Origin of the sequence: Roseivivax sediminis (genome assembly GCF_900112685.1) — a bacterium.
Taxonomy (GTDB): Bacteria; Pseudomonadota; Alphaproteobacteria; order Rhodobacterales; family Rhodobacteraceae; genus Roseivivax; species Roseivivax sediminis.
This window is the reverse complement of sequence record NZ_FOMS01000006.1, coordinates 168337-194859: the sequence shown is the minus strand read 5'-3', so window position 1 is coordinate 194859 and position 26523 is coordinate 168337. Positions and strand designations below refer to the sequence as shown.

29 protein-coding genes and 1 pseudogene are annotated in these 26523 nt (G+C 63.0%); 26 read left to right on the top strand and 4 right to left on the bottom strand.

Annotated features, from left to right (window positions below):
• Position 1: 1 nt before the first annotated feature.
• Genes F3H57_RS11315 through F3H57_RS11305 form a run of 3 tightly spaced genes read left to right on the top strand, consistent with a single transcriptional unit; the run spans position 2 to position 2636 of the window.
• Positions 2–1234: a class II fructose-bisphosphate aldolase gene (locus tag F3H57_RS11315; protein WP_262504510.1), complete on the top strand. Its 1233-nt coding sequence runs from the start codon at positions 2–4 to the stop codon at positions 1232–1234.
• Positions 1231–1893: a phosphoglycolate phosphatase gene (gene gph / locus F3H57_RS11310; RefSeq protein ID WP_149756021.1), complete on the top strand. Its 663-nt coding sequence runs from the start codon at positions 1231–1233 to the stop codon at positions 1891–1893. Before F3H57_RS11315 ends, gph begins: the two co-directional genes overlap by 4 nt.
• Positions 1890–2636, top strand: a complete 747-nt coding sequence (locus F3H57_RS11305) for an HAD family hydrolase (RefSeq protein WP_223163053.1) — start codon at positions 1890–1892, stop codon at positions 2634–2636. The genes gph and F3H57_RS11305 overlap by 4 nt, the downstream gene beginning before the upstream one ends.
• Before the next feature lie 113 nt (positions 2637–2749).
• On the opposite strand, the gene F3H57_RS11300 is transcribed toward F3H57_RS11305, so the two are convergent.
• The 3 genes from F3H57_RS11300 to F3H57_RS11295 form a co-directional block, all read right to left on the bottom strand.
• Positions 2750–4030: an FGGY-family carbohydrate kinase gene (locus F3H57_RS11300; protein WP_149756020.1), complete on the bottom strand. Its 1281-nt coding sequence runs from the start codon at positions 4028–4030 to the stop codon at positions 2750–2752.
• Between the two features lie 215 nt (positions 4031–4245).
• Entirely contained in the window at positions 4246–4416 is a 171-nt protein-coding gene (locus F3H57_RS22225) for a hypothetical protein (RefSeq protein ID WP_188129664.1), read from the bottom strand.
• A gap of 106 nt (positions 4417–4522) precedes the next feature.
• A complete protein-coding gene (locus tag F3H57_RS11295; protein WP_149756019.1) occupies positions 4523–5539 on the bottom strand; it encodes a LysR family transcriptional regulator in 1017 nt (338 codons plus the stop codon).
• Positions 5540–5944: 405 nt separating this feature from the next.
• On the opposite strand from F3H57_RS11295, the gene F3H57_RS11290 reads away from it, so the two are divergent.
• The 13 genes and pseudogenes from F3H57_RS11290 (at position 5945) to F3H57_RS11235 (ending at position 16122) form a co-directional block, all read left to right on the top strand.
• Positions 5945–6958, top strand: a complete 1014-nt coding sequence (locus F3H57_RS11290) for a sodium-dependent bicarbonate transport family permease (RefSeq protein ID WP_149756018.1) — start codon at positions 5945–5947, stop codon at positions 6956–6958.
• Positions 6959–7001: 43 nt separating this feature from the next.
• Entirely contained in the window at positions 7002–7151 is a 150-nt protein-coding gene (locus F3H57_RS22970; RefSeq protein ID WP_394349828.1) for a hypothetical protein, read from the top strand.
• 319 nt (positions 7152–7470) lie between these two features.
• Positions 7471–7773: a transposase gene (locus F3H57_RS22965; protein ID WP_149756017.1), complete on the top strand. Its 303-nt coding sequence runs from the start codon at positions 7471–7473 to the stop codon at positions 7771–7773.
• Positions 7774–8034: 261 nt separating this feature from the next.
• A pseudogene (locus tag F3H57_RS22960) lies at positions 8035–8187 on the top strand (hypothetical protein); the annotation flags it as partial.
• A 236-nt stretch (positions 8188–8423) separates the two neighbouring features.
• Positions 8424–8723: a hypothetical protein gene (locus tag F3H57_RS11275; RefSeq protein ID WP_149756016.1), complete on the top strand. Its 300-nt coding sequence runs from the start codon at positions 8424–8426 to the stop codon at positions 8721–8723.
• A gap of 434 nt (positions 8724–9157) precedes the next feature.
• Complete coding sequence (locus tag F3H57_RS11270; RefSeq protein WP_149756015.1) at positions 9158–9526, top strand: hydrogenase maturation nickel metallochaperone HypA/HybF; 369 nt, start codon at positions 9158–9160, stop codon at positions 9524–9526.
• A 65-nt stretch (positions 9527–9591) separates the two neighbouring features.
• A complete protein-coding gene (gene hypB, locus F3H57_RS11265) occupies positions 9592–10395 on the top strand; it encodes a hydrogenase nickel incorporation protein HypB (protein ID WP_223163052.1) in 804 nt (267 codons plus the stop codon).
• A 74-nt stretch (positions 10396–10469) separates the two neighbouring features.
• Positions 10470–12275 carry an NAD(P)H-dependent oxidoreductase subunit E gene (locus F3H57_RS11260; RefSeq protein ID WP_149756013.1) on the top strand — a complete coding sequence of 602 codons (1806 nt, stop codon included), beginning with the start codon at positions 10470–10472 and terminating at the stop codon, positions 12273–12275.
• Positions 12275–12979: a 2Fe-2S iron-sulfur cluster-binding protein gene (locus F3H57_RS11255; protein WP_149756012.1), complete on the top strand. Its 705-nt coding sequence runs from the start codon at positions 12275–12277 to the stop codon at positions 12977–12979. The genes F3H57_RS11260 and F3H57_RS11255 overlap by 1 nt, the downstream gene beginning before the upstream one ends.
• Positions 12976–13605 carry an NADH-quinone oxidoreductase subunit B family protein gene (locus tag F3H57_RS11250; RefSeq protein ID WP_149756011.1) on the top strand — a complete coding sequence of 210 codons (630 nt, stop codon included), beginning with the start codon at positions 12976–12978 and terminating at the stop codon, positions 13603–13605. Before F3H57_RS11255 ends, F3H57_RS11250 begins: the two co-directional genes overlap by 4 nt.
• Positions 13606–13615: 10 nt before the next feature.
• Positions 13616–15118 carry a Ni/Fe hydrogenase subunit alpha gene (locus tag F3H57_RS11245; RefSeq protein WP_149756010.1) on the top strand — a complete coding sequence of 501 codons (1503 nt, stop codon included), beginning with the start codon at positions 13616–13618 and terminating at the stop codon, positions 15116–15118.
• Positions 15102–15596 (top strand): hydrogenase maturation protease, encoded by a 495-nt coding sequence (locus tag F3H57_RS11240; protein ID WP_149756009.1) that lies wholly within the window; start codon positions 15102–15104, stop codon positions 15594–15596. The genes F3H57_RS11245 and F3H57_RS11240 overlap by 17 nt, the downstream gene beginning before the upstream one ends.
• Entirely contained in the window at positions 15589–16122 is a 534-nt protein-coding gene (locus F3H57_RS11235) for a Crp/Fnr family transcriptional regulator (RefSeq protein ID WP_149756008.1), read from the top strand. The genes F3H57_RS11240 and F3H57_RS11235 overlap by 8 nt, the downstream gene beginning before the upstream one ends.
• 539 nt (positions 16123–16661) lie before the next feature.
• Here F3H57_RS11235 and F3H57_RS11230 read toward each other — a convergent pair.
• The gene (locus F3H57_RS11230; RefSeq protein ID WP_149756007.1) at positions 16662–17546 is read right to left on the bottom strand and encodes a LysR family transcriptional regulator; all 885 of its coding nucleotides are present in this window, start codon (positions 17544–17546) and stop codon (positions 16662–16664) included.
• A gap of 117 nt (positions 17547–17663) precedes the next feature.
• Between F3H57_RS11230 and F3H57_RS11225 the strand changes: the two genes are divergently transcribed.
• From F3H57_RS11225 to F3H57_RS11180, 10 genes are all read left to right on the top strand, one after another.
• Entirely contained in the window at positions 17664–19076 is a 1413-nt protein-coding gene (locus F3H57_RS11225; RefSeq protein WP_149756006.1) for a form I ribulose bisphosphate carboxylase large subunit, read from the top strand.
• Between the two features lie 40 nt (positions 19077–19116).
• The gene (locus F3H57_RS11220; RefSeq protein WP_149756005.1) at positions 19117–19449 is read left to right on the top strand and encodes a ribulose bisphosphate carboxylase small subunit; all 333 of its coding nucleotides are present in this window, start codon (positions 19117–19119) and stop codon (positions 19447–19449) included.
• A 64-nt stretch (positions 19450–19513) separates the two neighbouring features.
• Entirely contained in the window at positions 19514–21571 is a 2058-nt protein-coding gene (locus F3H57_RS11215) for a CsoS2 family carboxysome shell protein (RefSeq protein WP_149756004.1), read from the top strand.
• Positions 21568–23067 (top strand): carboxysome shell carbonic anhydrase, encoded by a 1500-nt coding sequence (locus tag F3H57_RS11210; RefSeq protein ID WP_149756003.1) that lies wholly within the window; start codon positions 21568–21570, stop codon positions 23065–23067. Before F3H57_RS11215 ends, F3H57_RS11210 begins: the two co-directional genes overlap by 4 nt.
• Positions 23064–23336 carry a carboxysome peptide A gene (locus tag F3H57_RS11205; RefSeq protein ID WP_149756002.1) on the top strand — a complete coding sequence of 91 codons (273 nt, stop codon included), beginning with the start codon at positions 23064–23066 and terminating at the stop codon, positions 23334–23336. Before F3H57_RS11210 ends, F3H57_RS11205 begins: the two co-directional genes overlap by 4 nt.
• Positions 23333–23611, top strand: coding sequence for a carboxysome peptide B (locus tag F3H57_RS11200; protein ID WP_149756001.1), 279 nt, complete (start codon positions 23333–23335; stop codon positions 23609–23611). The genes F3H57_RS11205 and F3H57_RS11200 overlap by 4 nt, the downstream gene beginning before the upstream one ends.
• A gap of 69 nt (positions 23612–23680) precedes the next feature.
• Entirely contained in the window at positions 23681–23980 is a 300-nt protein-coding gene (locus F3H57_RS11195; RefSeq protein WP_149756000.1) for a BMC domain-containing protein, read from the top strand.
• An 84-nt stretch (positions 23981–24064) separates the two neighbouring features.
• Positions 24065–24352, top strand: a complete 288-nt coding sequence (locus tag F3H57_RS11190) for a 4a-hydroxytetrahydrobiopterin dehydratase (protein WP_149755999.1) — start codon at positions 24065–24067, stop codon at positions 24350–24352.
• Between the two features lie 172 nt (positions 24353–24524).
• Positions 24525–25436, top strand: coding sequence for an NUDIX domain-containing protein (locus tag F3H57_RS11185; RefSeq protein ID WP_149755998.1), 912 nt, complete (start codon positions 24525–24527; stop codon positions 25434–25436).
• 40 nt (positions 25437–25476) lie between these two features.
• Entirely contained in the window at positions 25477–26487 is a 1011-nt protein-coding gene (locus tag F3H57_RS11180; RefSeq protein ID WP_149755997.1) for a sodium-dependent bicarbonate transport family permease, read from the top strand.
• Positions 26488–26523 lie beyond the last annotated feature (36 nt).

Below are 26523 nucleotides of genomic sequence, written 5' to 3'. Positions count from 1 at the left end.
CATGAGCGACCTGCTTCGGCACGCCCATTGCGAGCGATACGCCGTCGGCGCCTATGATGTCGTGGACACAGCTTTTCTAGAGGCTGTGCTGGACGGCGCCGAGGGCTGCGACGCCCCGGTGATCGTGAGCTTGGCCGAGTCCCATTTCGATCATTTCGATTTCGAGTGCTTCATGCCGGCGGTCGTGGATGCCGCGCGCCGCGCCCGGGTGCCGGTTACCATCCATCTGGACCACGGGCACTCCCTCACGACGGTCGAACGGGCGATCCGGTTCGGCTGCAACAGTGTCATGGTCGACGCGTCGCTATCGTCGCTCGAGGACAACATCACGGCCACGCGCGAGGTCGTCCGCCTTGCCCGCGGCTGCGGCGTGACGGTGGAGGGCGAGCTCGGCTATGTGCCCGGCGTCGAGGGGGAGGACGCAGAAAAACATCCCGGCGCGATGCAGATGACTTCGCTCGCGGACGCCGAGCGGTACATCGCGGAAACGCATGTGGATTGCCTTGCGGTCTCCATCGGCACCGTCCACGGCCGTCTGCGCGGCGCGCCGCGACTCGACTTCGAACGTCTGTCCGCGCTCAGCGATGCCCTGCACATTCCGCTCGTCATCCATGGCGGGACCGGCTTGAGCGACGATCAGTACGCGATGCTCGCCGCAAACGGTGTCGCCAAGATTAACTACTTTACCGGCCTCGCCGACGCCGCGGCGCGTTCGATAGTGGCGGAAGCGGAAAGCAAGGACTCGCCGGCTTACACCGCACTCATCCACGGCGTTCGGGGGGCTGTTCGCGCCGAGGTCGAGCGGACCTGCCGGCTGTTCGGAGCGGCGGGACGCGCCGGCGCCGCGTCGGCCGCTTGCCGTCGTTGGCGCGAAGTCGAGCATGTCGTCGTCTACAACCTGCGCGACGGCGGGCAGAACGTAGACTGGAGCGCTTTTGCGGCGCAGGGCGTTGAGGCGATTGGCGCAATCCCCGGTGTGCGCAATGTGCTGGCCGGGCGCGCGCTGCGAACGGATGCACCATATCTCTACTGCTGGCTCATCCGCTTCGCGTCCCCCGAGGTCGTCGCCAGCTACCGCGATCACCCTGATCACGTCGGCTATGCCGACAAGGTGTTCCGGCCGACAGCTCCAGATCGCGTCACAATCGATTTCGAGCTTGTCGATGTTTCGGGCGAGGAGAAGGAGTCGAGTTTGAGCACCCAGCCGCCGACTTCGTCGGGAACCAAAAGATGAAAGCGATCGTTTTCGACCTTGACGGCACGCTGATCGACAGTGCGCCGGATCTCCACGCTGCGGCGAACCGGATGCTCGGCGACCTTGGGCGGCCGCCCTTAACGCTCGAGCGTGTCGCCGGTTTCGTGGGCAACGGCGTGCCGACATTGGTCGCGCGGTGCCTCGAGGCGACCGGCGGCCCTGCGGACGATTTCGATAGCGCGCTCGCCCGCTTCCGGGAGCACTATGCGCGTGCCCCGGCGCAGCTGACACGGCCTTACGCTGGCGTCGAGCCGACGCTCGAGCGGCTCGCCGCATCCGGGGTTGCGCTCGGCATCTGCACGAACAAGCCGCCTGAGTTCGCCGTCACCATTCTCAAAGAGCTCGGGCTTGCGCGTTTCGTCGGCGCCCTTGTGGGGGGAGGCACGGTGCCGCAGCTCAAACCCGACCCCGCTCCCCTGCTTCATTGCTTGGACCGGCTCGGCGCGGACGAAACTTCCGCGCTCTATGTCGGCGACAGCGAGATCGACGGCGAAACCGCATTCCGCGCGAAGGTTCCGTTCGCGCTGTTCTCCGGGGGGTATCTCCGGGAGTCCGTCGACGCCTTCGAACCGGTGTACGTGTTCGATCACTTCGACGATCTTTCGGATTACGTGCTGCAGGGGGTCGGCAGACCATGAAGACCGCTGCCTTCATTTTCGACGTTGACGGCACACTTGCCGAGACGGAGGAGGCCCATCGGCAGGCCTTCAATTCGACATTCGCTGCCGCCGGTCTTGATTGGCACTGGGACGCGCCGCTCTATGGGGAACTCCTCAAGGTCACCGGCGGCAAAGAGCGGATCCGTGCCTTTCTTGAGCGCGCATACCCCGGAGTTGTCATGTCGGATGAGAGCATCGCCAGCCTGCATCGCCAAAAGACCAAGGCTTACGGCGATATCATTGTCGGCGGCGGCGTTCCCTTGCGTCCCGGCGTCCGGGAGCTCATCCAGTTCGCCAAGCTCCAAGGGATCAAAACCGCCGTGGCGACGACGACGAATCTGCCGAATGTCGATGCGCTTTGCATCGCGTGCTGGGGCGAACCGGCCGGCGCTGTGTTCGATGTGATAGCCGCCGGCGACGAGGCGCCGCGCAAGAAGCCGGCCCCCGACATCTATACGATTGCGCTGGACCGGCTTGGACTTGGCCCGGATTGCTGCGTCGCTTTCGAGGACTCGCGCAACGGCCTGCTGGCCGCCAAGGCGGCTGGGCTGCGCGTAGTCATCACACCAAGTCAATACTCAAAGGGCGAAGACTTTGCCGAGGCCGACGCACTGCTGACCGATCTAAGCGAGTTCAACGCCGATGGTCGCCTGTTGCCATCAAACGCGGCGAAACGTCGGATGACCGCCAGCAAGGATGGCGCGCTCCCAACGGGGACGTGAAGCCCCAATTTGCAGACGTCACCATCCCGAGGTTGCCCGGTTCACGATCGATCAACGCGTGATGAAAGCGATCGGCGATGGTGCGCAGGCCGGGATTGCATTGGCGGTGGCAGTCATGGCGGTCCGCCCTGTAGCGCCAGGAGCGCCGCGCCGTAGCTTGCTTCGGTTTGCTCTGCGACCGTAACATCAACACCGAGAACGCGGCGCCTGATCTCGGTCCACGCATCGTTCCTTGCGCCTCTGCCAATGCTGATGACACGCCGCAGCGCGGGTGCGCCGAGCAGCGCAAGGCTCCGGTAAGCGAGCGCCTCGACCGACGCGATGCCTTCGAGCAGGCCTTGGAAGAAGCGATGATCTTCGGCGGGACGTGGAGTGATCCTGGCCGCCAGGGTCGGGTCAGCAATCGGAAAACGTTCGCCGGCTTTCGGGAGGGGGTAAAAATCGAGCCCGGTCGGTTGCGCCGGCCTGAGCTGTGGTGTCAGGCGTTCCATTTCGGCGGCCGTGAAATGCATCGAGAGGGCCGCGCCACCGGAATTCGAGGCGCCGCCGACAAGCCAGCGATCACCAAGGCGGTGTGAATAGACGCCCTGATGGGGCGCGAAGATCGGCTGCGTCGCTAGCAACTTGACGACGAGCGTGGTGCCCAGCGATGTGACGGCGTCGCCGGGGGTGTCCGCGCGCGTGGCGATGAAGGCAGCCACGCCATCGGTCGTGCCGGCTGCAATGCGCGCCCGCGGCGACAGACCAAGCATGCGTGCGACGCTGGGGCCGACGTCGGCAAAGGGCGTCCCCGGCACCATAACCTCAGGCAGAAGGTCCCGGGGTACGCCGAGACGATCGAGCCAGGCCGGCCACGCGCGCGCCACCGGATCGTAACCGAGCTTCAAGGCGTTGTTTTCGTCGCTGACGCCGTGTCGTTCCGCGAGGCGGCCGGCAATCCAATCGGCCTGAGCAACTGCGTGGCGCGCAGCCCCGACCTCCCCGCGGCCGAGAAGGTGCAGCAGCTTCGCCAGTGCGCTGCTGGCGCTATGTGCGCCGCATTCCGCCGGTGCGATCGCAGCCATACGGGCGGCCTCCTTGGTCGCGCGGGCATCGTTGTACATCAGTCCCCGCGTGCATGGCCGCCCCGCCGCGTCAATCAGTATCAGCGTTCCGGATGTGCCATCAACAACGACGCGCTCGATGCCGCCGAGATCGACCCGCTCGCCGAGCCTGCGTATAGCGACGAGCGAGGCCTGCCACCACAGGTCGGGCTGCTGATCGATGGCGTCGCCGTTGACGCGCGGTGGGGGCAACATGGCGGATGCCACGCACCGGATTCGTGCATGCTCGTCGATGGCACAAGCGCGGACCCCGCTGGTTCCGATGTCAATTCCGAGGAACAAGGCTGCCATCCGATCTCACCGGCGTTGAGGACCTTCAGACCTTAATCACTGAAGTGCCTGATCTTTGGAGCACGAGCACGCTCGGCCAACGCGCCGATCCGCACCTTTCTCGATTGGGCCGAGTGGGCCTTCGTCATGGCAGGCGACTACGGCCGGAGCCAGACAATTGCATCGGTTCTCGAGGATCTGCGCAACAGCCTCCGCAAAAGCGGAAGGGCTTCGCGTCACATGACGGCCGGCATCGACGCCGCCCCGTCAACGAGAATGTAAAGGCCAATCGCAAGCGTCGCAATACCGATGACGGTATGAATTTCGATCGGGGATGAGCGCGGTTCGCTGTTCTGGAACGCGGTCGCAGGTCGTTCTGCGGCGCTGTCCGGCACAAAGTTAGCCATGATAAGGCAGAACCGCCGACCATGCGAAGCGTGACAGTGTGATCGTTTGATCTGCCCCCGAGGCCAAGAGTTCGAACTTGCCCGCCCGGTGCTGCGCGCCCGCGCCTCAGCCCGACCGATCGGCATCGTTCGCCCTTCCGTTGGCCGCTGCGCCGGCAGCGCTTCTGGGGTTCGCCGATGGAACCCGATCCGCGGGCTGACCGTGACCGTCGTCCGCCGCGGTTGCGGCCTGCGACCGCCGCCCAGCCTGGCGCAGCAGGTTGCGGAAGGCCAGCGCGCTCGGCGGCAGTCTTCGGTAGTTCCGATAGACGATGTACCATTGCCGCAGGATTGGGAACCCGTCCACGTCGAGCACGCAGAGTCGGCCGGTTTCCTGCTCGGTTTCGGTGGTCTGGGCCGATATTACCGCTAGGCCGAGCCCCGCCTGCACAGCCTGCTTGACCGCCTCGTTCGAGGCCAGCACGCAGGTCAGGCGCACCTCGAGCCCACGCGCGGCCAGCACGCGCTCGAAAGCCGCGCGAGTGCCCGAGCGCGGCTCGCGTGCCACGAAGGGTTCCTGCGTCACACGTTCGATCGCGATCGAACGGTGCCCGGATAGGGGGTGACCCGGCTGTGCGATGGCGACGAGCGGGTTGTCCATAAAGGGAAGCGCCACCAGGTCGGCGGTTTCAGGCGGCTGGCCGGCGATGGCCAGGTCGGCCTCGTTCGCGGCGAGGCTCTCGATCACGCTGGTGTGGTTGGCGACATGCAGCACCACCTCGATCCCCGGGTGCTGGCGCCGAAACTCGGCGAGGAACCTTGGGATAAAGTAGTTGGCGGTGGAGACCACTGCCAGCCGCAGCCGGCCGCGGTCGAGCCCACGCAGTGCGTCGAGGCTGTCCTGCAGGTCGGCCATGCTGCGCAAGAGCCCGCGCGCCTGGCGCAGCACCTCCTCGCCCGCGTCGGTCAGGGTCAGCCGTCGGCCCGATCGTTCGACCAAGGCGAGGCCGACGCGGGCCTCGAACTGGCGCAGCTGCATCGACACAGCTGGCTGGGTGACATTCAGCTCCGCCGCGGCGCGGGTCACGGACCCATGCCGCGCCACGGCTTCGAAGATCTGGATCTGGCGATAGTCCAGCGGCATGGGCGGAGCATAAGTGTGAGTTATGTGAACCGCAAGCGCATCTGATTGGCCCTTATTTGTTCGGGCTGATAGGGAATCTCGCGAGACACCGGAAATGCCGGTGCGAACCAATAAAGGCGCAAGCACGCGGAGGGTTCACGTGGCTGAAGCGACATATCAGGCCGGCGTCAAGGACTACGCCCACATCAACATCCACTCGTGGCCAAACCGCCAATCGTCCGAGCCTTCCGCCGCTCGGCTGGGAGCGGTTCGGCCGTCTCGCTCGCGCAGCGGGCCCGTCGGTCTGGGGGGTCTCGTAGCCGTCCGACTAGGCAGCGGCGCGGCGGGAATCGCCCTGGACCCCGACGACCGCCCAACCACGGCGGACCGTGCTGCGCGTTCCGTTTCAACCGCCGCGAGGACCTGATGCTCGACACCATCGCGCAGAACCTGCTAGATCCGGCCATTCTCTTCTTCGCTCTGGGCACCGTTGTCGGTTTGCTGCGTTCGAACCTCGAAGTGCCGGCCGCAATCGCCAAGTTTCTCGCGCTCTACCTGCTAATGGCGCTTGGGCTGAAGGGAGGGGCTTCGTTGGCCAAGGACGGCCTGCCAATCGAGGGGGCGCTAGCGCTTGCAGCCTCGCTCTTCATGGCAGCGGCCGTGCCGGCCTATAGCTTTGTGCTGCTGAAGCGGCGCCTGGACCCTTTCGACGCTGCCGCGGTCGCGGCCACTTACGGGTCGATCAGCGCCGTCACCTTCATCGCGACGCAGCAGTTCCTGATCAGCAACCAGATTGAGTTCGGTGGCTACATGACGGTGGCCATGGTGCTAATGGAATCACCCGCGATCGTCATGGCGGTCTTGCTCGCCAGCCTCGTGCGCGCCCGCAAGACTGCCGCAACAACGCCTTCGGACGCCGGCACCGCTGGGAGGCCACTGCCTGCGCTGTCGTTCCGCAAGGTTCTGCGCGAGGCGCTGACCGACGGGCACCACATGCTCCTGATCGGCAGCCTGATCATCGGCTTCATCGTCGGCGACGCAGGCACCATGGCGATGGCTCCGTTCACCGTTGACATCTTCAAGGGGCTGCTCGCCTTCTTCCTGCTGGAGATGGGGCTGCTTGTTGGCCGCCAGATCAGCGAGGGGCAGGCGCGCGTTGAGCGGCCTTTGCTGCTTTTCGCCCTAGTCGCGCCGCCGGTGAATGCCGGCATCGCCATCGCGGTCGCATGGACCCTGGGGCTACAGCGTGGCGACGCGATGTTGCTTGCCGTCCTGTCGGCGAGTGCGTCATACATCGTGGTCCCGGCGATCGTGCGCTACGCCATCCCCGAGGCACGGCCGGGAGTCTACTTCTCGATGGCGCTGGGGTTGACGTTCCCCTTCAACATCATAATCGGGATTCCGCTATACTTTGCCGCAACCGGGATGCTGTGGCCGTGATCGCCAATTGCGCAAAGGGATGTAGCTCGAAAACAAGAAACTCTTGACCATCATCGCGCCAGTTGAATTGCAAAGGACGATCATCGAGACACTAAAGGGCCCGGGCATCGGCGGTTATACTGTGGTCTCAGCCACCGGAGCGGGCACCAATGGGCTGCGAACGGGAATGCTGGTCAGCGTTCCAATATCGTGATCTACGTCATCAATTCCGAGCCGCGCCTGCTCGGCGTGCTCCAGGACGTCGATGCGATGATGCAGGCCGGCTACCGGACAACGGCGTTGGTGCAGGACATCATACCGCCGCGCAAGGCCTCCGGGCGCAGAAGCCACGTAGCATTTTCTTCTTGGATGACTTATCTCCTTGCGGTCGGGAACATAGATATGGACAATGCCGAGTGGATGGCGCCGCGCTCCGGGGCCGATCATCGCGGGCATAGGCCAGAGCGGGCCCGTTATCGTCAGGCCCCGGCCAGGATCGTCCACGGGCGCGGTTCAGCCTCTGATTCGAGGATATGCTTGTGTCTAGGCTTGACCCTACGTTTGAGCCTACGGCGACGAGGGTGCGACGGCTTAAGGTGATCACCGGTGTTGGAGGCCGTCGTTACTTGTCCGACGCCGACAAGAGACGAATCATTGAAGAGGCGCTCGCTCCCGGCGCGGTGGTGTCGGAGATTGCACCTCAATATGGACTGCGACCGCAGCAGTTATTTACGTGGCGACGCGAGGCACGCCGACGGCTGGCGGTGGGTCAAAGCGCCGAGCGTGCGGCGCCGCTGTTTGTTCCTGCGGTTTGTCGAGGTGGCGTCGGCTGTTGAGACGCCAGCGCAGAAGCGCTCTTCGCGGCGCGAGCGGCGCCGAGCTTCCGCTGGCGCGGCGACGATTGAGCTGGAGACCGACGGCGTGACGGTGCGGGTCGGGCGTGACGCAGCGACGATCGCGGCGGTGATCCGCGCCTTGTCTTGGTCTTTGCAGCTGTATAGCAAACGGAGGTTGCTTCCGCAGGGCCGAGACCAGCCTCAGCACAGGAAGGACGGCCCCCCCCCCTCAGACCATGGCCATAACCTCTAAAAGCCCGTGGCCTTGCGAAGGCGCAGGTTAGACTCTTCGATGCTGGCACGGACGGTATGTCGGTAATGTTTGCGGCGCGCGGCTGCACGTCGCTAATTGTGATCGACGCAGCCCCGGACCGGTGCCGAACCGGGAGCGGTGTACGAGGTACCGGGCTCTGAGCTTGAGCGACCTTACGCGCCCGGGCTCAACCTGCACGACTTCCGCTGGGACGCTGCCCTTCATGCCGGTCGGCAGATCTTCCGCGATGTTTTCCGACGGATGTGACGGTGTTCCTGATCGAGGCCGGGGCCCTTGGCTTTGGGGTCGGTTTATCGGAGGCCGCTTCGGCCGCGGCCGGGAAGGCGGCGGCGCGTGTCGAGGAAATGATACAGCGCCGATCAACGGAGCCAAGGACATGAGCGCCGACCGCGTCACCATACGCATTCGTGGTGGTGGGCTCTACATGTCGGCAGTCGTCTGCGATCACTGCTTCGCTGGGGTCGAAGCGGTCGTTCTGCTGCGACTTGACGAGAATGTCGTCGTGCTCCCCGTTCGCCACGCCGCAGCCGGCGGCTATCTGCTCAAGCGTCGCGACGCCACCGGAGATCGCGTCCGACTTCCGCGAGATGCGCACGTCGTGTTCGCCCGGAGTTCCTTCAGAGTCACGGCTTTGGCGATGACATCAACGGCGAGTTCGCCGCGCATTGGAGGCTAGTCGGGCTGCCGTTATCGAGCCGATCGACTGAAAACGAAGTTTGCAATTGGGAAACGTGCTTGACGAGAACGTAGGTTCTCCCTAGGGTGTCATTGACTTGTCGCAAGAGGCGGCCTGCTAGAAGCGCCTCAAGAAGAACGGCCAAGGGAGGAATAGGATGCGCCAAGAAGGTGGCCGCAGAGGCGATGCGTGCCGCAATTGCGGCTGCCGAAGAAGAGGCCACGGAGCCTGCCGAACGCGCCGAAATGCTGATAACGCGCCGAAATGCTGATGGAGATCGCGGCCGGTCTCCAGCATCGTCCTAAGAACGCTGACCAGATTGAAGCTGCGATCGACCTTTATAATCGCGCTCTCACGATATGTCCAAAGGATCAGCGATTGCTGCCAACCAGCAATCGGGCGGCTGTCCGGTCGCTGCATTTCAGGAGCGCAAGATGCACGAACTCGGCATAATGCGAAACATTGTCAGCATCGTCGCCGAGCATGCGAAGGGATATACGGTCCAGCGTGTGACCGTCGCCCTTGGAAAGCTGGCCGGCGTCGATGGCCAAGCCTTGCACTTCTGCTTCGACGTGGTCTCGCGGGGAACTGTGCTTGAGGGCGCGCGGCTAGAGCTGCGGGAGATCGAAGCCCGCGGCCGATGCCGGCGCTGCCACGCGGAATTTGCGACACCAACACTATACACACCGTGCGCCTGCGGCAGTCGCGACATCGAGCGGCTGGCGGGCGAAGAATTGATGGTCCGGGAGATCGAATTGGATGCTGACTCGATCCCCGACTTGCCTCTTTCCGCACGCGCTTGACCAGTCAGAAGGAGCAAAAACCGATGTGCATCGATTGCGGTTGTTCGGATGGAGCTACGGCGACAATGACCAATGTCAAGAGCGGCGAGATCAGCGACATCCGCCACGACGCTGGGGGAAGGCTTCACGATTCTGCTCACCAGCACTCCCATGGTCACGATCACGACCACCACCATGGGCACCATCATCACGGACATACGCACTCCCATGGGCATGCCGGCGTCATCGACTTGCAGCAGTCGCTCCTGGAAAAGAACGATGCACTTGCGGCTCGCAATCGCGCCTGGCTCGCCGGTCGCGAAGTCTTGATGCTCAATCTCGTGAGCTCGCCGGGCTCCGGCAAGACGTCGCTGCTTGAGCGAACCATCCGCGACCTTCACGGGAGAATGGCGATTTCGGTCATCGAGGGTGACCAGGCGACCGTGAATGACGGCGCCCGCATCGATGCCGCCGGCGCGCCTGCAATCCAGGTGAATACCGGCACAGGTTGTCATCTCGAAGCCGATATGATCGAGCAAGCCCTTGGCGTGTTGAAGCCGCGACCGGGTTCTATCGTGTTCGTCGAGAACGTTGGCAACTTGGTTTGCCCGTCGCTCTTTGATCTCGGCGAGAAGGCCAAGGTCGCAATACTTTCAGTGACGGAGGGGGAGGACAAGCCACTCAAATATCCCCACATGTTCCGCGCTGCGAAACTTGTTCTGCTGAATAAGATCGACTTGCTCCCGCACCTTGACTTCGATGTTGAGCGGGTTGTTGCCGCTGCGCGTGACGTCAATCCCGACGTCGACGTCATCAAGATTTCAGCCAGGACCGGAGATGGCTTGCAGGATTGGTACAATTGGCTTGAAAGCCAGACGTCAAATGTTTGAGGCTGATGTTTGTAGTTGATGGTGGCTAGTTCAAAGCCTACCTCAAGTACCAAGAACAAGGCCGCGGAGGATTTATGAACATAGAGTCCAATAAAGCAGCATTCTCCAAGGAACCGCGAGAAGAAAATCTCGTCACGATGCTGTGGGATATCCAGCGCCGCAACGGATGGATCTCCAAAGCGGACGTCAGATCTCTAGCCGCAATCTTGAACGTGTCGCCCCTGGACATTGACGAGACACTTTCATTTTACCATTTCTTCCGGTCAAAGCCGTCCGGAAGGCATCAGATATACCTATGCGACTCAGTCATCGCCCGCATGAACGGGTATGACCAAGTACGTGCCGCGCTGGAACGAGAAACCAACTGCTGCTTCGGGGGGCTCAGCGCCGATGGCCTCTTCGGGCTCGAGGACACGCCCTGCATTGGTTTGAGCGATCAAGAGCCCGCGATGATGATTGGCGACGTGGTGTTTACCGGCCTCACGCCCGAAGCGGTCAGCAACATCGTCGCCCAACTCCGGGCCGGGAAGTTGCCGGCAGATATCGCCAATCCCAACGGATATGACAGCGGCACGCTTGACTATGTCGACGCGATGGTCGTTTCCAGGATCCGCAACCAGGGCCCGGTCTTCTTCAAGCCGATGCGCGATCATCACGCCGTGCTTCAGGGTGTCCTGGCCCGTCACCCGATCGAAATCATAGACGAGATCGCTGCTTCAAAGTTGCGCGGACGCGGCGGCGCAGGGTTTCCCACCGGGCTGAAGTGGCGGCTCGCTCATGAGGCCGAGGGGGGGCAGAAGTTTATCATCTGCAATGCCGATGAAGGCGAACCCGGCACCTTCAAGGACAGATGCTTGCTGACACGCTCGCCCCGCGATGTCCTGATTGGCATGGTCGTCGCCGGCTTTGCTGTGGGCGCGCGCTCGGGCATCCTTTATCTGCGTGCGGAGTATTGGTATCTAAAGGATTACTTAGAACGCCACATTGGAGAGTGCCGGGAGGCCGGTCTTCTGGGTGATGACATCCTGGGCAGTGGCTTCGCGTTCGACATCCGCATCCAAATGGGCGCCGGCGCCTATATTTGCGGTGACGAAACGGCGCTGATCGAATCCTGCGAGGGCAAGCGCGGCACGCCCCGGGTCAAGCCTCCCTATCCGATCCAATCCGGATATCTCGGCATGCCGACCGTCGTCAACAATGTCGAGACCTTCGCGATCGTCAGTCGCATCGTTGAGGAAGGCGGGCGTTGGTATGCATCGATGGGCACCGAGAAATCCTCCGGCACGCGCTTATTGAGCGTCTCGGGCGATTGTGCGCGTCCGGGCATCTACGAGATCGAATGGGGGATGCGGCTTGACGAAGTACTTGGAATGGTTGGCGCCTCCCGGCCGATGGCAGTTCAGGTTAGCGGTCCGTCGGGCGAATGTGTCTCGGCGGCCAAGGATGGGGGACGCGTGTTCTGCTATAGCGACCTGTCCTGCAACGGCTCGCTCATGATCTTCGACGAAAGCCGCGACCTTCTGGGGATCATTCGCCATTTTATGAGTTTCTTCGTCCAGGAATCTTGCGGGATCTGCACCCCCTGCCGGTCGGGCTGCGTTGACATGCTGACGAAAGTCGACCGGGTGATCGGCGGCAAGGCCACGAAGCAGGATCTAGAGGACTGCAACGCTTGGGGCCATTTGATGCGCTCCACTAGCCGCTGTGGCCTCGGGACCACCGCCGCGAAGCCTATTCTGACCACAATGAAGAGCTTTCCGGAGTTGTATCGCGACCGGCTTGCGGTGGTTGATGGCCCTATCTTGGCAAGTTTCGACCTGGAGAAGGCGTTGAAGGGGCATGAAGACGCCTTCAGAAACTTGGTGAAGGATAATTATTGATGACCGCGAAGCTTTACATTGATGGCAGGGAAATCTGCGCCTCGGAGGGCGATGTCCTGATCGATGTCGCCGCTGACTACGGAATTCATATTCCGTCTCTTTGTTACATGCGCGGCCGGCCCTGTCTAGGAACCTGCCGCGTGTGTTCGGTCGTGGTCAACGGCAGTATCATGCCGGCCTGCACGGCCAGGATCGCCGACGGCATGGTGGTCGAGGTCGCCCAGCCAGAGGTCGCGGACATGCGCCGCGCGCTGGTCGAGGCGAACTTCTCGGAAGGCAACCACAATTGCCCGAGTTGTGAAAAGAGCGGCCGCTGCGAGTTGCAAGCGGTGGCCTACGAGGTCGAGATGGTGGTGTCGCGCTTTCCCTACCGCTTCGCCGAGCGCGAGCGCGACCAGACGGCCCGTCACATCTTTCTGGAGCGCGACCGCTGCATCTTCTGCCAGCGCTGCGTGGAATTCATCCGCGACATTGACACCGGCCACAAGATCTTTGCCATCCATGGCCGCGGCACGCATGCCCGCATCGACATCGACGTGGTGTTGGCCGATCGGATGCCTCCTGAACAGGTGCGCGAAGCCGCAGATATCTGCCCGGTCGGCTGTATCATTGAGAAGGGGCGCGGCTACAACGACCCGATAGGAAAGCGCAAGTTCGAGACGCGATCGATCCGCGATCGCGTTCTGGAGGGAGATAAAAAATGAACCATCACGCCAAGGATTACATCCTATCGCATGACTTGCCTAGATCCGCGATGGACCCTGCTGTCATGGCGAAGCGGGACGAGAAGCTTCACGTCGCCATGATCGGATTGTGCGGCTGCTGGGGCTGCACCCTTTCGTTTCTTGATATGGACGAGAATCTACTGAGACTCCTGGATCGGATCACGATCACCCGCTCCTCTTTTACCGACGTCAAGCGCATCCCACGGCGTGCCGCGATCGGGTTCATAGAAGGTGGCGTCGCCAACGAGGAGAATATTGAGACGCTCGTGCATTACCGCGAGAACTGCGATGTGCTGATCTCGGTCGGCGCCTGCGCGGTGTGGGGGGGCGTGCCCGCCATGCGCAATCTCGTACCGCTGGAGGACTGCCTGCGCGAAGCATATGTTGATTCGCCTACACGCCCGCTTCAGCAGCCACCGACTATACCGTATCACGAGGATATCCCAAAGCTTACCACCAAGGTTTATCCGCTGCACGAGGTGGTGAAGATCGACTATTTCATTCCCGGGTGCCCGCCCGACGGCCAGACGATCTTCAAGGTGCTTGACGATTTGGTTCATGGCCGGGATTTCAGCATTCCCGCACACATCAATCGCTTTGACTGAGGATACTATGATGGAAGATGCAATCGTGAGCAGCTCAGTCAAAGGCCGCAAGCTCGTTATTGACCCCGTCACGCGGGTCGAGGGACACGGCAAGGTCACCGTGCATCTCGATGCGGTCAATAAGGTTGTGGGCGCCCGCCTGCATGTGGTGGAGTTCCGCGGGTTTGAGAAGTTCGTCCAAGGGCACCCCTATTGGGAAGCGCCGATGTTCCTGCAACGCATTTGCGGGATCTGCTTCGTCAGCCACCACCTGTGCGGGGCTAAGGCGTTGGATGACATGATCGGAGTTGGCTACGCCGGTGGCAAGCAAATCACCGAGACCGCCGAGAAGTTACGCCGCTTGGGTCACTATGGCCAGCAGTTGCAATCGCATGTCACCGCCTATTTCTACCTGATCGCACCAGAGATGCTGTTCGGCATCGACGGACCGCCCGAGCAGCGCAATGTGCTTGGCCTGATAGAGGCCAACGCGGAAATGGTGCGCCGTGTCGTTGCGCTGCGCAAATGGGGGCAGGAGGTGATCGTGGCGGTATTGGGCAAGCGAATGCACGGCATCAGCTCGGTTCCAGGTGGGGTGAACAGCAACCTGGACACCGCCGCCCGCGACCGGCTGCTGAATGGCACAGACGATCTGATCGGCGTCGACACGGTGATCGACTATGCTCAGGACGCGCTCAGGCTCTTCTACAGTTACCACGAGAAGAACCGGGACATGATCGACAATTTCGCCGTTGTCCCCGCGCTGAACATGTCGCTCGTCGACGAGTCTGGCAATGTCGATTACTATCATGGCCGGCTGCGCATTGTCGACCGCGACAAGAACATCGTCGACGAAATGGACTACCACGACTACCTTGATGTTTTCAGTGAAGCGACCGAGGAATGGAGCTACATGAAGTTCCCCTATCTCAAATCCCTCGGCCGCGAGAAGGGATCGGTGCGGGTCGGCCCGCTGGCTCGTGTGAACGTCACCAAATCCTACGGGGACGACACGCCACTGGCGAAGGCCGCGCTCGAGCGGTTCCATGACTATTCCGGGGGCAAGGCCAGTGATGCCACGCTGCACACCAACTGGGCGCGCGCGATCGAGATCCTGCATTCGGCCGAACAGATCCGCAACCTCTTGAGGGATCCCGCGCTGCAGGGCAGCGATCTGGTCCTCAGCCCGCCTGAAGCCGACTGGACCGGAGAAGGCATCGGCGTCGTCGAAGCGCCTCGCGGCACCTTGTTGCACCACTACCGAGCAGACCGTGAAGGTAAGATCACCTTCGCCAACATGGTGGTTGCAACGACGCAGAACAACCAGGTCATGAACCGCACCATCGCCTCGGTGGCAGATGCCTACTTGTCCGGCAAGGAGACGATCACCGAAGGCATGATGAACGCGATAGAGGTCGGGATTCGCGCCTATGATCCCTGCCTGAGCTGCGCCACCCACGCCATGGGGCAGATGCCGCTGATCGTATCGGTTCTTGATGCCGACGGAAAGGTTGTCGATGAACGTGTGCGCTGAACCGGTTTGCAACACGATCTTCGACTATGCGACCGGCAGCTGTCTGGTCTACGGCATTGGCAATGCCGGTCGACAAGACGATGGCCTTGGCTGGGCCTTTGTGGACTGGCTCGAGTCTTCGGGTCTGTGCCCTGGGACTGAATTTGTCCGCCACTACCAGCTGATGCCCGAAGACGCCGACCTGATCTCTCGCAAGGAACGGGTCCTGTTCGTGGATGCGACTAAGGCAACGGATGTCGACAGCGTCCGTGTTGAAACAGTCGTGCCCCGATTTGATCTTAGCTTCACGTCTCACGCGCTTTCCGTTCCAACAGTTGTGGATACCTGCCGAATATGTTTCGGCCGGGCCCCCCGCGCTCAGCTACTGACAATCCGGGGATATGAATGGGCGCTGAAAGTGGGGCTGACCGAAGCGGCGACGCGCAACCTGAAAGCCGCGAAACAACTTTTCGTTTCGAGAGGGATTGGACATGACTGACACTACGCAGGGCGAGCCTGCAAGCTCTGAAGCCGTCGCTCGTCGTTGCTTTCTGATCCAGCAGGCCCCCATTGGTAGCTACATCGGTGCCGAGGGGGCGCGAATTCTGGCTGAGCACGCCTCGTCGGAGGTCTGCCTGAAGGTCAATGAGTATCTGTTGAGAAAGGGCGAGCCGAACACCAGCTTCTTCCTCATCGCAAGTGGTAAACTGGCGCGGGTCCGAGAAAATGGAAGGGGTGATGGGAAGCCTCAAATCGTGCATGTGCTGCAGGAGGGCGATCTCGTTGGCGAACTGAGTTTCATCGATGGAACGCCCCCGACGCTGTCCGTCATGGCCCTTGGCGAGTCAACGCTTGTACAATTCGACTCAGAAGATTTTCAGCCGCTGATTTCCGAACATCCGCAGCTCATGTTCGACTTTATGCGCGCGGTCGTCAAACGGGTACATCACACCCTTACCGATATCGCCACGCAACAAACTGCTCTAGCCGACTATATCAGTTCGGGTGGCAAGGGACGCCAGTGACGCCGGTATGCGCGAGGCTTTATGAGCCCTTCGAGATGAGCTTAGGGAATGCCGCGAAGCTCCGAGACGCAATTCACGCGCGGGGATGTGCAGGCGCCTGGAACGTCATATGCTGGCAGTACCGGCCGAGAGTGAGGCCTCTGACAACGCCCTGCAAATGATCGACTCCATGATTGTCTGGGCACATCAGCACGGAGCGGCGGAAGGGGCATCGCAATGCTGTCGGCCGTTGGCGCGGCGGCTTACGGCGCTCTGTGGGTAGCCGTTGAGGACGGCATCGACGGTTTCGGCGAGATAGGCGACGGGATGACGGGATATAGGCGTCGTTGAGCCTGCATGTGGCGACGAGGGATGAGAGCAGCGCCCAGTTTTCGGCACTGTCCTCATGGCCCACGAACGGGGTTTTAATCGAGTCAAGCGTACGCATCCGAGGAAGGTCGCGTGATTGTCGCCTGCGCACGTGACGGCGTGCGCCTCCGACCGCGCGCAGGCTCACATTGGCATACATCCTCAATCGATTTTCCGCCAGAGTGTTGAGACTATGCTTCGGTCAGCAACTGATTTCTGAACTCCAGCGCAGATGGAGGCAGGCGGCGAAAATTGCGGTAGACTAGGAACCATTGCCGCGTCAGAGACAGCTCCTTGCATGGCAAAATTATCAGACGATCCGTCTCCAGTTCGAGTTGAGTCGTCTGTTGCGATATGACGGCAATGCCTAATCCTGCCTGCACGGCCTGCTTAACCGCTTCGTTGGAAGAGAGTACGCAGGACGGCCGACATTCCAGACCATGTTCGCGAAAGGCGCGCTCCATTGCCGCACGCGTTCCTGAGCCCGGTTCGCGAAACACGAAGGGAAAGGCTACCAGTTCCCGGGGGGAGACCTCGAATTGTCCGGCAAGAGGATGATCCGGAGGCGCAATCACCACAAGTGGGTTTGGTTTGAACCTCCGTGCAACGAGTTCGGAGTCATCCGGTGGCTGGCCGGTGATTGCAAGATCGGATTCGTTCGCCTCGATCAGTTCAAGTATTCCATCGCGGTTCGCGACTTTCAGGTTGACTTCAATCGCGGGGTGCAGCTTGCGGAATCTGGCGATGTCGGCCGGGATGAAGTAATTTGCCGTCGACACAACCGCTATCCGCAACTGCCCGCGGACCAGCCCTCGATACTGCCGCATGTTCTCGCGCATGTCTTCAAGCGCCTGCCCGATTCGCTGGGCATGCTGCACAGCCTCGTGCCCTGCCTCAGTCAGCCGGATGCCGCGTCCCGCCCGTTCCGTCAGTGCGATGCCAAGCTCGGCCTCGAGCTTTCGCAACTGGATCGAGATGGCCGGCTGCGTGACGTGCAGCTCCTCCGCCGCAAGGGTGAGCGAGCGATGGCGGGCAACCGCTTCGAGCATTTCGAGTTGGCGCAAGTCGATCTTCATCTCGAAACATTAGCAGAAGTTATCGATATCTGACAGGTGCTAATTTGTGGAAATGTCAGCAGTCTGCTAACGCATTGGGTAACTGCATAGCCCGAATTCGATCCAGGAGGAGCTGCGTTGGCCGAGAAAACCTACACTGCGGGCGTCAAAGACTATGCTAAGACCTATTGGACGCCCGATTACATTCCGCTGGATTCGGACCTGCTCGCCGTCTTCAAAGTGGTCCCGCAAGCGGGTGTTCCGCGCGAAGAGGCCGCAGCGGCCGTCGCCGCCGAAAGTTCCACCGGCACATGGACGACGGTCTGGACCGACCTTCTGACCGACCTGGAATACTACAAAGGGCGCGCATACGGGATCGAGGCGGTTCCGGGCAACCCGGACGCCTTCTTTGCCTTCATCGCCTACCCGATCGACCTGTTCGAGGAAGGTTCCGTCGTTAACGTTCTGACCTCGCTCGTCGGCAACGTCTTTGGCTTCAAGGCGGTGCGCAGCCTGCGGCTCGAGGACATCCGCTTCCCGATAGCCTACGTCAAGACCTGCGGTGGTCCCCCGAACGGCATCCAGGTGGAACGCGACCGGCTGAACAAGTATGGCCGCGCGCTTCTGGGCTGCACGATCAAGCCCAAGCTGGGCCTCAGTGCTAAGAACTACGGCCGCGCGGTCTATGAATGCCTTCGCGGCGGTCTGGACTTCACCAAGGACGACGAGAACATCAACTCGCAGCCATTCATGCGCTGGCAGCACCGCTTCGAGTTCGTCATGGAAGCAGTCAAGAAGGCCGAGGCCGAGACCGGTGAGCGCAAGGGCCACTACCTGAACGTGACTGCGGCCACGCCGGAAGAGATGTACAAGCGTGCGGAATTCGCCAAGGAGCTTGGCGCGCCGATCATCATGCACGACTTCTTCACCGCCGGCTTCACCGCCAATACGGGCCTGGCCAACTGGTGCCGCGAGAACGGGATGCTTCTGCATATCCACCGCGCAATGCACGCCGTGGTCGACCGGAACCCGATGCACGGCATCCACTTTCGCGTGCTGACCAAATGTCTGCGCCTGTCGGGCGGCGACCACCTCCATTCGGGCACCGTCGTCGGCAAGCTGGAGGGTGACCGCGAGGCGACGCTAGGCTGGATCGACCAGATGCGCGAGCCCTTCGTGCCGGAGAACCGTAAGCGCGGTTTGTTCTTCGATCAGGACTGGGGCGCCATGCCTGGGGTCATGCCTGTCGCGTCCGGTGGGATCCATGTCTGGCACATGCCGGCGCTGGTCGCGATCTTCGGCGACGACTCCTGCCTGCAATTCGGCGGCGGCACGCTGGGCCACCCGTGGGGCAACGCAGCCGGAGCTCACGCGAACCGGGTCGCATTGGAAGCCTGTACCGAGGCCCGCAACCAGGGTCGCCAGGTCGAGAAGGAGGGCCGCGAGATCCTGACCGAAGCGGCCAAGCATTGCCCCGAATTGGCCATCGCCATGGAAACCTGGAAAGAGATCAAGTTTGACTTCGACACCGTCGACAAGCTCGATCTCTGACCCTGCTGCCCCCAACGCCCAGACTAGATCGGAGTGACCCATGGCAGAGACGCTTGCTTACAAACCGACGCAACCCAGAACTGAGACGTTCTCCTACCTGCCGCCGATGACGCCCGAGCGGATCGCACAGCAGATCGCCTACTGCATCGCGCAGGGTTGGAACCCAGCGATCGAGTACACCGAGCCTGAGAAGTCCTTCTCGAGCTTTTGGTACCTGTGGAAGCTGCCCTTCTTCGGAACCCAGTCGGTGGATCTCGTGCTGAGCGAGCTTGAGGCCTGCCGCCGCGCGAACCCGGGAATGCATGTGCGGTTCATCGCCTATGACAACTACGCGCAATCCCAGGGCATGGCCTTCGTGGTCTTTCGCGCCTGAGCTGGATCGTCTCGTGCCTTCGGCGCGGACGCGACCTTGAACACGGACCGGAGCGGATATCGACATGAGCACCGAGACGAAACTCGAAGGGCTGTCCGGACGCGAGGCTTCGCGCAAGCGGCGGCGAATGCTGTCGAAAGGCAAGGCCGCGTTGCCGCAGGCATCCGAGCGGGTTCGTACGGGCTTCCGCGACGCCGCTCTGCCGGTCGATCAGACGAGTGCGCCAGCACCGGCACCCGCATCGCAGCCCCAAGTCGCCGAAACGCCTCTGTCGCAAATCGTCCCGGTGTGGTCAGGTCGCCAGGCGTCGATGGAGCGGCACGAGGCGCTGCCGCAGGGAAAGATCGGCGTGAAGGCGGCGCGCGAACGCATTCGCTGCCAAAGCCGCGATGCGGAGCGCAGCGGACAGGCCGCGCCCCCGGCGTCAGACACGCGCACCGCAGCAACGACGGCTCCGGCACGCGAGATGCCGGAAGGAGGGCGTGCGGCTTCGGTGGCACGTAGGCGCGCCCTGGCGCAGGGCAAGGCCGCGCTGCCGCGGGCAACTGAGCGGGTGCGCATCGGCTTCCGAGACGCGGCGTTGCCGCGGGATGTGTCGGCGGGTTCGGCCCCGGTGCAGCCCGCTAGATCCGCTGCGGCACCGGAGATGTCGTCCGGTCGCCGGCCCCGCCAAGGGAGCCTGCAATATCCCGCCAAGGTGCTGTCCGTCACCACCGCGGTTTCCCAATCCACGGTGACCGGGCTCAGCCATGCCGCGGGCCGCGCCGTCACCGGCACCGAGGCCGGGCGCGACAAGCCGCTGACCGGCACCCAGTACGTTGCCGGCGAAGAGGGCGGATATCGACCGTCGCTGGGCAAGGTCGGCCATGCGCGGACACCAGGCGGTCTGACGGTTTCCGGCACTATGGTGCGGTCGGCGGTCAAGATCACAGGCGACGAGGACAGCGCCGGCGCGCGGATCACCGGCAATGCAGACCAGACTCTTGCCGACGATCTTGACGGGCGCGGCGACTCTGTCTTGCCGGTCAACGCGCAGTTCGCCCGGAAGACCCAACCGCATGGACACAGCGTGCTCGGTACTAAGCTGGGCCACTCCGCACATATCGTCGGATCGCGCAGCCGCGAGACAGAACGCCCGGTCGAGCAGACCCTCAGCGGGCACGCGGTCTCCGGAACCGCCATCAGCCGCTCTGTCCGCGTGACAGGCGACGAAAGCGGTGCGTATCGCGGCCTGACGGGAACGCAGTATCTGGCGCCCTTTGGCCATCAGGCGACGCAGGCGCCCGAAAGCGGCCGCGCCAATCATGCCACCGGCACCAAGGTCACGGCATCGCAGACCTGGGGTGGGCAGACCGTCACCGGACCCCAGATGGAGCACAACGCCCATGTCACCGGGTCCGAACACGGCACCTGCCAGACCCTGACCGGCACACCCTATTACGGAGCCTCCGGGGCCGAAAACTGGTGCGACCCGGAGGCCGCCGAAACCGAATCCGTGCTGCGCGGCCGCTGCACGCCGCCTGCCGTCACTGGGGACGTGCCGATGCACGATCCTGCGGTCTCGGGCATGCACCGCGGTGCGGATCGTGCAATCACCGGATCGGTCTATTTCGTCGCCGCGGAGGCCGTCCGCGAGACCGACACCGACCCGGTCGCCCAGTCGATCACCGGCTTTTCCGTGGGATCGCCGCAGCGCATGGCGCATCTGGCGGCCCGTGCGGCGGAACCGCAGACACCACGGCGGGACCAGCCGGCTATCACCGGAACGTTCGCCCAGGGCGAAGGCAAGATCACCGGCAATGTCGAGTTCGACGCCCGCCTGCGCAAGTCAGCGCGCGGCACGGCTCCGGCGCGCCGGGCGGTGACCGGCGAAGGCGCCGTCTCCGGTGCGCAGATCACCGGCTCGGCTTGGGATGACAATCCGCGCGTGACCGGAACGGAGGACTACATCGCTGCCGGACGCAACCCGTCCTCAAGTGGCGAGCACGCGCGGGGCTTCGCCGGTGCGCGGCGGTTTAAGTCGGATGCGCCCGCGCGCGAACAGACCAGCCGCGTGACCGGCGCGGTCGGCGGCGCAGGCTCGCGCGCAGCGGTCACCCTGTCGGGCGGGGCTACCGGATGATGGCCGCGATCCGCACATCCTCGGGGCCAAACAAGGCCTGGCGCACTGCCTGGATGACGAACGCCGTCAGCGCGGATCGCGTCCCCTCGCAGCGGACGGCGCCTGCCCTCGTCGCCTTGGCCACGTCCCATCCCTTTGCAGAACCCGGCATCGCCGCCGATCTGGACCTGCGCGAAACCGAGATCGAAACCGGCTTCGCCCGTCTCGCCGAGACGCTGGAGGCAGTCGCGCCGCAGCAATTCGATCCCGGCTTCCCTGAGCGCGTCGTGGCAAAGCTGGCAGGGCTTGACATCGCGGCCGATCCCGCGTGGTTCGAGGCCGACTGGCGGCACCCGCTGGACATGTCCGCCGTTCACGCCCGGTGCGTGACCCGGCTCTTCGCCCAGCTCGTGGAAACGGGGTCGGAGCGTCAACGCTATGCCTGCGAGGATGGTGAGCCGGTCGAGATGTTGATCCAGCGCTGGGGCTTTCACGCGGTTGACATCACGCCCTGCGCCGACGGACGCCTGGCCGGTCTTCTGGGTGCGGTGCTGCGTATCCCGCTGTCGATCGTCACCACCCGTCGGTCCTATGCCGGCTCAACGTTCAGCGTGGCGCGGTCGCTGCGCGACTGGGAGACGGTGGAGCTTGGCCGCTGGCGCACGGGGCACCCGAACGCGGCCGACGCGCCGACGCGCTACCTCAAGATCGGAGTCTATCACTTTTCGAGCTTGGATCCTTTCCACGAGGGCTGCGCCGCCCATGGCAGTGACACGGATGCCGCGCGCGACGCGCTGCACGACCGGCTGCGCCAGTTCCGGGCAGCGGTCGAGGCGCGGCACGGCGCGGGCGATGCGGTCGCCCTCTTGCTTGTCGGGCTGGATACCGATACCGACGCGATCCGGGTCCACGTGCCCGGTGCCGCGGGCGAGATGCAGGCCTACCGGTTCGTCGATGCCGCCGAATTGCACGGACAGACGCGAGAGATGGGCCGCGAGGCCGCGAAGGAGGCGGTGCGCCGCGTCGTCGCCGACTGCGCCGGCGTGGATGCCGAGGACGAAGCCACCGAAGGGATGCGCTGGTTCTGCGGCTACCTGCTGAAAAACAACATTGCGCAGGTCGAGGCGGTGCTGCGGCGCCATAATGGCCCGTACCCTGTCAAGGGACATGACGAAAAACTGATCGTGATCGGCGATCCGGTCGACGACGTGCAGTTGCGCAATTTGGCCTTTCAGGCCCAGATGCAGTCGGTAGAGGAGGGCGCATCGGACCTGGCCGTGGGCGTACGCATCCTGTCAGGCACCTCGGAGGGAACCGTGCCGGTGTTGGCACTCAAGGTCTACGACCCGGAGATCCCGGGCGATCGGGAGGCGTGCGAGGTGGCCGCACGGCGCATGGCCTACGCGGTGCGATCGCGTCTCGCGGAGGCCCCCGTCGTGGCGGAGCCCGCGCTGCGCTCGAAATCAGGCGGCCGGATCGAATTCCTGGACGCTACCAGCGGAGGGGTATCGGTATGAAGATCTTCCAGGTCGAGGGAACGCTCGTCGCCACCGCGCGGATTGACAAGCTCGAGAGCCGCCGGCTTCTGGTCGTGCGCGAAAGAGGCGGGAGCCGCTCGGTCGCCGTCGACCCGGTCGGTTGCAAGGTGGGCGACTGGGTGATCGCGGTGGGCAGTTCGGCGGCCAAGGATGCGGCCGGGCACAAGGACTACCCGTCCGATCTGACCATCGTCGGGATCATCGACTACTGGAACACCGAAGAGGCCGGGCCCGGAGGTGCGACATGAACATCATGCGTGTCATCCAGGATCTCGTCACCACCAAGCGCGTCCTCGGCCTGCAGGAGAGAAAGCTGCGCGTGCTGGAGGACGCCAGCGGCAATGTCGAGGTCGCGGTCGACCCGATCGGCTGCCGCGTCGGCGATTACGTCCTCACCATCGCCTACTCGGCCGCGCGCATCGCGGCGGGCGACCCGAAGGTGACCACCGATCTAACCATCGGCGGGATCATCGACGACTGGAATGAAGACAAATGGCACGGCCGGGACCCGGTCGCGACATAGTGTTTCGCGCCGCCCGGCAGTCGGGTACCGCGGGAGTATCGAAGAAGCTTAGCCAAAGAGGAGAAAGCAATGGCGAGTGAAAAGTTGGGCATCGCCCTCGGAATGATCGAAACGCGCGGCCTGGTGCCCGCGATCGAGGCAGCGGACGCTATGACCAAGGCATCCGAAGTCCGGCTGATCGCACGCCAGTTCGTCGGCGGAGGTTACGTGACCGTGATGGTCCGTGGCGAAACCGGCGCGGTAAACGCGGCGGTGCGCGCAGGCGCGGATGCCTGCGAGCGTGTCGGCGACGGCCTTGCGGCGGCGCACATCATCGCGCGTCCGCATTCTGAAGTCGAAAACGTCCTGCCGACAGAAGCCACGGTCTGAGCGGACCTGAAGGCAACTTCTGGCTTCGCTTCAATCCCCGCTGTCGCGCCGGGCGCGCGGCAGCGGGGCAAGGGGCTGATCAGCATGAATGGCATGCGCATAGAACCTAGCAAGGTACCGGAACACTGGACGGCGGTCGGCAAGACCGGCGCTGTGACCAGGCGGTTCGAATTCGAGAACTACGCCGCGACAAGCGTGTTTCTCGACCGATTGGCCACGATTTCGGAGGAGACCGGGCTCTTTCCGGATCTCGGCTTCGCGACCAGATACGTGAACGTGACGATCCCGGCCGATCCCGAAACGGGCGACACTTCGTTACGCAACTCATTCGCGGAAAGAGTGAACGACATGTTTGAAGGTCAGATGACATGAACACTCCATCTCAACCAACGGGCAAAACTCCAGGCCCGACGACGAGACGCGGGGCTGCGAAATCCGACAACGGCAAAACCGCAGAGACTGCTTCCGAAAAAGAAGCGGACTCCTCGAGCGACAAGGTCGCGAGCGACGCGACTCATTCCCAATTCGCCGTCTGGCCAGACTGATGCACGGCCTCGCGTTTCACCGCGCACAAAGGCCCGATACCGCCGACAGAAATGATGCGCAGGTAATCGGGGTCGCGGCGTGTATCGTGCGTGACAAACAAGGCCGCGTCCTGCTGTCCCGGCGACGACCGGATCAGATGTCCGGTGGCTATTGGGAGATCCCCGGCGGCAAGATCGAACCCGGCGAAACCGCGGAAGAGGCCGCCGGGCGGGAACTGTCCGAAGAGACCGGACTGTCAGCCGACGGATTGCGCCCCGTCTCGCGGTATCGTCATCGCTTCGCCTCCCGAAGCATCGATCTGAAGCTCTTCGAGGCGCAGACATGGTCCGGAACGCCCGTCAGTCAGGAGTGCCAGAGACTGGAATGGGTATATCCCGGCGCCCCTCAGGTGGCGCCGATCCTCGACTCGAACCGCAAGGCGCTGCGCCTGCTCAGTTTGCCCCGCGTCGTGCTTTGCACCGAGGCCCCGGTCGACGGCCCTGCCGCATGGGCGCTGAGCTGTGCCCGGCGCGCGCGCGAAGTGTCTGCCGGTGCGGTGCTGTTCGCATGCCGGACGCTGCCTGCCGCGCAACAGATCGTCCTGGCGCGCCGTCTCGGCGCGGAACTTGCCCGGCAGGGAACCGCTTTGTGGCTCGACGCTGCGCCAGGGGTGGCGGTGCGGACCGGGGCCGAGCTTACGACGGAACTGGCCGGAGACGCATCCTTGCGAGGGTCCGGACTGATTCATGCGGTGATTGACCCGAACGATTGTTCGCCATCCCAGACCGACGTGGTTCTGACGCGCCTTGACCGGCGAATTGCGCTGCCCACAACCGGTATCGCGACGCTCGTCTACGCGATCACGTCATCCGACAATATCGAGAACGCGTTTCGCGCTGGGGCCTATGGCGTGTGTATCTGCGATGACTGACAGCCGGCGGAGAAAGGTGTGAGAACGAAGGAGATTCACAATGATTGGCTCCGCGGCGAGTAACCTGCTGGACCCCGCTGTCCTCTTTTTCGTTTTGGGCGCGGGTATTGGGTTACTGCGCTCCAATCTGGAAATCCCTTCAGCGCTTGCCCGTTTCCTGACACTTTATCTATTGATTGCTCTTGGCTTGAAGGGAGGCGCGGCGCTGTCCACCGGTGGACTGCCTGCCGAAGGCATCCTCGCCATTGGCGCTGCGATGGGTATGGCGACCTTCGTTCCTGCTTATGCTTTCTACTTGCTGTCCCGGCGTATCGACCCGTTCGACAGCGCGGCAATTGCGGCCACCTACGGATCGGTTAGCGCGGTCACTTTCATCACGGCACAACAATTTCTCACGGCCAGGGATGTCGATTTCGGCGGCTACATGACTGTTGCCATGGTGCTGATGGAAACTCCGGCGATCATCATGGCAGTGTTTCTTGCGACCATGGTTCGTTCCCGCCAGGCCGTTGCCAAGGCGGCATCTGCTCCTGAGTATGACGAGGCATTTGAACCACTTTCGACGCGCGAGGTCCTGCGAGAAGCTCTAACGGACGGCGCCCAACTCGTGCTGATCGGCAGCCTTGTCATCGGTTATCTTGCCGGAACGGAGGGTAAGGAAGAACTGCTGCCTTTCACCTCAGGCATCTTCAAGGGGATGCTTGCCTTCTTCCTGCTCGAGATGGGCTTGCTTGTCGGCCGGCAGATCAGCGAAGGCAGAGCGAAGCTCGACAAGGCGCTCTTTGCCTTCTCCTTCCTGTCGCCACCCGTCAATGCCGCGATTGCGCTGGTCCTAGCCTACATGATAGGGTTGCAGGTCGGCGACGCGGTGCTGCTTGCGATTCTGGCGTCATCGGCGTCGTATATCGTGGTACCGGCGGTCGTGCGATACGCGATCCCGGAGGCCCGGCCAGGCGTCTATTTCACGATGGCATTGGGGCTTACGTTTCCCTTCAATATTCTGATCGGGATCCCCCTCTATTTCGCGGCTGCAGAGTACGTCTGGCCATAGGTGCGCGCTTGAACGATTATCGTTTCAAACTTCGAA

Excerpts from the sequence above, each read along its gene's own strand:
- F3H57_RS11315 (WP_262504510.1), top strand. The coding sequence starts at position 2 with ATGAGCGACCTGCTTCGGCACGCCCATTGCGAGCGATACGCCGTCGGC.
- gph (WP_149756021.1), top strand. The coding sequence starts at position 1,231 with ATGAAAGCGATCGTTTTCGACCTTGACGGCACGCTGATCGACAGTGCG.
- F3H57_RS11305 (WP_223163053.1), top strand. The coding sequence starts at position 1,890 with ATGAAGACCGCTGCCTTCATTTTCGACGTTGACGGCACACTTGCCGAG.
- F3H57_RS11300 (WP_149756020.1), bottom strand. The coding sequence starts at position 4,030 with ATGGCAGCCTTGTTCCTCGGAATTGACATCGGAACCAGCGGGGTCCGC.
- F3H57_RS22225 (WP_188129664.1), bottom strand. The coding sequence starts at position 4,416 with ATGGCTAACTTTGTGCCGGACAGCGCCGCAGAACGACCTGCGACCGCG.
- F3H57_RS11295 (WP_149756019.1), bottom strand. The coding sequence starts at position 5,539 with ATGCCGCTGGACTATCGCCAGATCCAGATCTTCGAAGCCGTGGCGCGG.
- F3H57_RS11290 (WP_149756018.1), top strand. The coding sequence starts at position 5,945 with ATGCTCGACACCATCGCGCAGAACCTGCTAGATCCGGCCATTCTCTTC.
- F3H57_RS22965 (WP_149756017.1), top strand. The coding sequence starts at position 7,471 with ATGCTTGTGTCTAGGCTTGACCCTACGTTTGAGCCTACGGCGACGAGG.
- F3H57_RS11275 (WP_149756016.1), top strand. The coding sequence starts at position 8,424 with ATGAGCGCCGACCGCGTCACCATACGCATTCGTGGTGGTGGGCTCTAC.
- F3H57_RS11270 (WP_149756015.1), top strand. The coding sequence starts at position 9,158 with ATGCACGAACTCGGCATAATGCGAAACATTGTCAGCATCGTCGCCGAG.
- hypB (WP_223163052.1), top strand. The coding sequence starts at position 9,592 with ATGACCAATGTCAAGAGCGGCGAGATCAGCGACATCCGCCACGACGCT.
- F3H57_RS11260 (WP_149756013.1), top strand. The coding sequence starts at position 10,470 with ATGAACATAGAGTCCAATAAAGCAGCATTCTCCAAGGAACCGCGAGAA.
- F3H57_RS11255 (WP_149756012.1), top strand. The coding sequence starts at position 12,275 with ATGACCGCGAAGCTTTACATTGATGGCAGGGAAATCTGCGCCTCGGAG.
- F3H57_RS11250 (WP_149756011.1), top strand. The coding sequence starts at position 12,976 with ATGAACCATCACGCCAAGGATTACATCCTATCGCATGACTTGCCTAGA.
- F3H57_RS11245 (WP_149756010.1), top strand. The coding sequence starts at position 13,616 with ATGGAAGATGCAATCGTGAGCAGCTCAGTCAAAGGCCGCAAGCTCGTT.
- F3H57_RS11240 (WP_149756009.1), top strand. The coding sequence starts at position 15,102 with ATGAACGTGTGCGCTGAACCGGTTTGCAACACGATCTTCGACTATGCG.
- F3H57_RS11235 (WP_149756008.1), top strand. The coding sequence starts at position 15,589 with ATGACTGACACTACGCAGGGCGAGCCTGCAAGCTCTGAAGCCGTCGCT.
- F3H57_RS11230 (WP_149756007.1), bottom strand. The coding sequence starts at position 17,546 with ATGAAGATCGACTTGCGCCAACTCGAAATGCTCGAAGCGGTTGCCCGC.
- F3H57_RS11220 (WP_149756005.1), top strand. The coding sequence starts at position 19,117 with ATGGCAGAGACGCTTGCTTACAAACCGACGCAACCCAGAACTGAGACG.
- F3H57_RS11215 (WP_149756004.1), top strand. The coding sequence starts at position 19,514 with ATGAGCACCGAGACGAAACTCGAAGGGCTGTCCGGACGCGAGGCTTCG.
- F3H57_RS11210 (WP_149756003.1), top strand. The coding sequence starts at position 21,568 with ATGATGGCCGCGATCCGCACATCCTCGGGGCCAAACAAGGCCTGGCGC.
- F3H57_RS11205 (WP_149756002.1), top strand. The coding sequence starts at position 23,064 with ATGAAGATCTTCCAGGTCGAGGGAACGCTCGTCGCCACCGCGCGGATT.
- F3H57_RS11200 (WP_149756001.1), top strand. The coding sequence starts at position 23,333 with ATGAACATCATGCGTGTCATCCAGGATCTCGTCACCACCAAGCGCGTC.
- F3H57_RS11195 (WP_149756000.1), top strand. The coding sequence starts at position 23,681 with ATGGCGAGTGAAAAGTTGGGCATCGCCCTCGGAATGATCGAAACGCGC.
- F3H57_RS11190 (WP_149755999.1), top strand. The coding sequence starts at position 24,065 with ATGAATGGCATGCGCATAGAACCTAGCAAGGTACCGGAACACTGGACG.
- F3H57_RS11185 (WP_149755998.1), top strand. The coding sequence starts at position 24,525 with ATGCACGGCCTCGCGTTTCACCGCGCACAAAGGCCCGATACCGCCGAC.
- F3H57_RS11180 (WP_149755997.1), top strand. The coding sequence starts at position 25,477 with ATGATTGGCTCCGCGGCGAGTAACCTGCTGGACCCCGCTGTCCTCTTT.